A 3,647-nucleotide genomic window follows, 5' to 3' on the forward strand; every position below is an offset into this window, starting at 1 on the left:
CGCCGGCGAACAGCGGCAGGTCGGGAGCGGGGGCAGGGGCTTCGACGGCACGCGCCGCGGCTTCCTCGCGCGCGAGCAATTGTTCGAGGCCCGATGGCGGCGGCGTTTCGTCGCGCGGCGCAGGGCGCAATTTGGTCGCGGCCTCGCCGATCTGTTCGCGCAGGCTCTCGGTGCCCGCCTTGGCGACGCTGCCGATCCCGGCCTTCGTCTTGCCCGCGACCTCGCCGATCCCGCGGCCCGCGTCGCTCGACAGCTTGCGGGCCTTGTCGCCGAGCGCCATCCTGTCCCACGCCTCCACGCTGGCTTTCGCGGCGGCCCGTCCGGCCTTGGCCGAATTGCGGCCGATGGCGCTCGCGGTACGTGCGGTCAGCGCGCCCGTTTTCGCGGCAAAAGCGTGCGAGCGGCGGGGGATTTCCATCGCTTCGACCCGCGCGGGGATGTCGGCGCGCTCGCCGACGCCGATCGTCCAGTCGGCAAAGGCTTCGGCACCGTCGCGGAGCCGGTCCCAGAGCTTCGCGGCGCCGGCCCTGATCGCCTCGGGCTGGACTCGCGGCGCCTGCGGCTTTTCGGCGGCCTTGTAGCGCGCGAGGTCGATACCGACCGGCGGTTCGTCCTTCGGCTTGGCCAGGCCTTCATCGCGCAGAGGGGCCGACGCATCGGGCGTCGGGGCCGGGTCGCGCAGCCACGGCTGATAATAATCGTCTTTCTTTTCGGTCACTTGTCGCCCTTGTGCACCGCCGATAGCGATGCGTCCCTATCGTATCTCGTTTGAATCTAGCGCTTTTTGCGCGCCTGTTCCACCTCGGCGCGCGACACCAGCGCAATATCCTGTGCGCGAATCCAGTCGGCCGACCCTTCGGGCAGGCCCTGCATCGCGGTTTCGGCGTTACGCAGCGCGAGCGCCGACTGTCCACCCTCCAGATTATAGCGTTCGGCCGAGGCGAGCGCGGCGCGCGCCTGATCGCCCTTGTTCGCATAGACGATGCCGAGCTGATACCAGGCGAAAGGGTTCTGGTTGTCGAGCGCGACCGCAGTCTTCAACACCTTCTCGGCCTCGGCGAAATTGGCGGAGTCTTCGGTGGCGATCAGCGCGTGGCCGAGCGTCGCGGCGATCAGCGGCTGCGAGCGCGAATTGGTCACCGCTTCGCGCAGCGGCGGGATCGCCTCCTTCGGCCGGCCCGATTCGAGCAGCACCTGTCCTTCGAGTTCGAGGAAATAGGGATCGTGCGGGTCGGCCTTGAGCAGGCCCTCGACCTCGGCGAGCGCCTTGTCGGGATAGGCGCTCTTGTGCCAGGCATAGGCGCGGGCGTAGCGCGCCGGGATGCTTGTGTCGCTCACGGGATATTTGCGCAGCGTCCGGTCGGGGTCGGCGATATAGCCCGACAGCTTCGCCTTGATGCGCTGGAACCGCGCCTCGATCTTCGGGTCGGCGGGCTTGCTCCATGCGGGATCGACGACATAGACTTCGCGCAGCGCCTGAATGCGGTCGCCCGACATCGGGTGGGTGCGGCCATAGGCCTGATCGTCGTCCTGTTTCACGCCATAGCGGAATTCGAGATTCTGCAGCTTCTTGAAGAAGGCGAGGCTCCCGCGGCCGCTGATCCCGGCCTTCGACAGATATTGCGCGCCGGCGGCGTCGGCGGTCGCTTCCTGCGTGCGGCTGAAGGCGAGATATTTGCCGAGCGCGGCTTGCTGGCCCGCCATCATGATCCCCATGCCCGCCTCGCCGCCGCCCGCCGCGATCGCGGCGGCGCCGAGGAGCAGGCTGAGCAGCGAGATGCCGGTCGCGGTCTTGGCGCCTTCGCTGGCGCGGATCGCATGGCCGCCCATGACGTGGCCGAGCTCGTGCGCGAGCACGCCCTGTACCTCTTCGGCGCTGTCCGCCGCCTCGATGAGGCCGCTGAAGACGTAGATGTCCTGGCTGCCCGCGACGAAGGCGTTGATGCTGGAATCGCCGAGCAGATGGACGCGCACCTGCCCCGGTTGCAGCCCCGCCGCGACGAGCAGCGGGTCCATCATGTCCTGGAACAACGCCTCGGTCTCGGCGTCGCGGAGGATCGACTGCGCCATCGCGGGGCGCGCGGCCACCGCGATCATCGCGATGATCGTCAGGAGGATGCGGAAAAAGGCGCCGGTCCCATGCGCGCGGCGCACGGGAGGCTGCGGAAATGCGGTCATCGCCGCCTGTCTTGCGCCGCGCGCCTGAACCTCGACTGAAGCCATGGAGGCTTATTGGGACGCACGGCGCGCGGGCGCAAGTGCAGGCGGCGATTATACGATCGGTTGCAATGCGTTTGGTGTCTAGTGGAGAAGTTCAACAGCCCTGTGCCCCCGAACGCGGGGGCCCATCACCGGTCGGTGCTATTTCGAACCATCAGGAGATGGGTCAGTATCGGGTTGAACATGCCCCGCATGTTCAAGGATCGTCCGGGGGACGATCCGACCCGATGCTCCTTCGCGGGGACACAGGCTTTTCATTCTATCTAGCGTTCTCAGTTTCCGAAGGTGCGCTGCCACCAGCCGCGACGGGGTTCGCCGTCGGGACCCGTTTCACCGGCATCCGCCTCGGCGCCGACGGGTTCGGCCTCGACCGCCGCAGCGGGCTCGGCCGTCGCTTCCGGGGCCGGCTCGGCGGCCTTCTTGGCGCGGCTTGCACGCTTTTTCGGCGCGGGCTTGGCAGCTTCGGCTGTCGCTTCGGCGGCGGGGGCTTCCGCTGCCGGTGCCTCGGCGGCTTCGGCTGCCGCGGCTTCTGCAGCGGCGGCGGCCTTGGTCTTGCGCGGCGCGCGCTTGCGCTTCGGCTTTTCCTCGGCGGCGGGTGTTTCCTCGACGACCGGCTCGGGCGCCGTTTCGGCCGGAGCGGTTTCTTCCGCCTCGACGGCCGCTTCGGCGTCCTCGACCTTCTTGCGGCCGCGACCGCCGCGGCGGCGCGGTTTCTTTTCGGCGGGTTCGGCTTCGGCCTCTACCGGGGCAGCGTCTTCGACCGGGGTGTCTTCGGCGCTGCCGGCATTTTCATCGCCTTCATCGCCTGCGCCGGTTTCAGCATCCTCGCCTTCGATGCCTTCCTCGTCGCGGCGGCCGCGACGGCCACGGCGACGGCGGCGGCGGCGCTTGCGGCCCTCGCCATCCTCGCCGTCCTGGCGTTCCTGCCGTTCGCTGCGCGCGGGACGGTCTGCGGCCTCTTCGGCTTCTTCTTCCTCATCCTCCTCGACGAAGTCGTCTTCCTCTTCCTCGATCTCGACGATCGGGGCGAAGCTGCGGCGGGCGACCGGCGGCGGACCGCCGACCTCGACCGCCATGCGCGCACCCTCGGTCTCGCCGTCGGGCAGGATTTCGACGCTGACGCCGTAGAGTTCCTCGATCTCGCGCAATTCGCGGCGCTTTTCGTTGAGGAGGTAGAAGGTCGCTTCCTGGCTCGCGCGCAGGATGATCTTGCTGCCCTTGCCGCGTGCGGCTTCCTCTTCGATCAGGCGGAGTGCCGAAAGGCCCGCCGACGAAGCGGTGCGGACGAGGCCGGTGCCTTCGCAGTGCGGGCACGGACGCGTCGAGGCTTCGAGGACGCCGGTGCGCAGCCGCTGGCGGCTCATCTCCATCAGGCCGAAGCCCGAGATGCGGCCGACCTGGATGCGCGCGCGGTCGTTCTTGAGCGC

The 3,647-nt window shown here is 68.8% G+C and carries 1 protein-coding gene and 2 pseudogenes; all 3 read right to left on the reverse strand.

Going from position 1 to position 3,647, the window contains the following annotated elements; genetic code table 11:
• Window positions 1–718 (reverse strand): annotated as a pseudogene (locus ACE3SL_RS13805) (disulfide bond formation protein DsbA); the annotation flags it as partial.
• Between the two features lie 56 nt (window positions 719–774).
• Window positions 775–2,178: a M48 family metalloprotease gene (locus ACE3SL_RS13810; RefSeq protein WP_374526305.1), complete on the reverse strand. Its 1,404-nt coding sequence runs from the start codon at window positions 2,176–2,178 to the stop codon at window positions 775–777.
• A 314-nt stretch (window positions 2,179–2,492) separates the two neighbouring features.
• A pseudogene (locus ACE3SL_RS13815) lies at window positions 2,493–3,647 on the reverse strand (ribonuclease E/G); the annotation flags it as partial.

Origin of the sequence: Sphingopyxis sp. (assembly GCF_041916015.1) — a bacterium.
In the GTDB taxonomy this organism is placed as follows: domain Bacteria; phylum Pseudomonadota; class Alphaproteobacteria; order Sphingomonadales; family Sphingomonadaceae; genus Sphingopyxis.

Coding starts and splice junctions, on each gene's coding strand:
- ACE3SL_RS13810 (WP_374526305.1), bottom strand. CDS start 2,178: ATGACCGCATTTCCGCAGCCTCCCGTGCGCCGCGCGCATGGGACCGGC.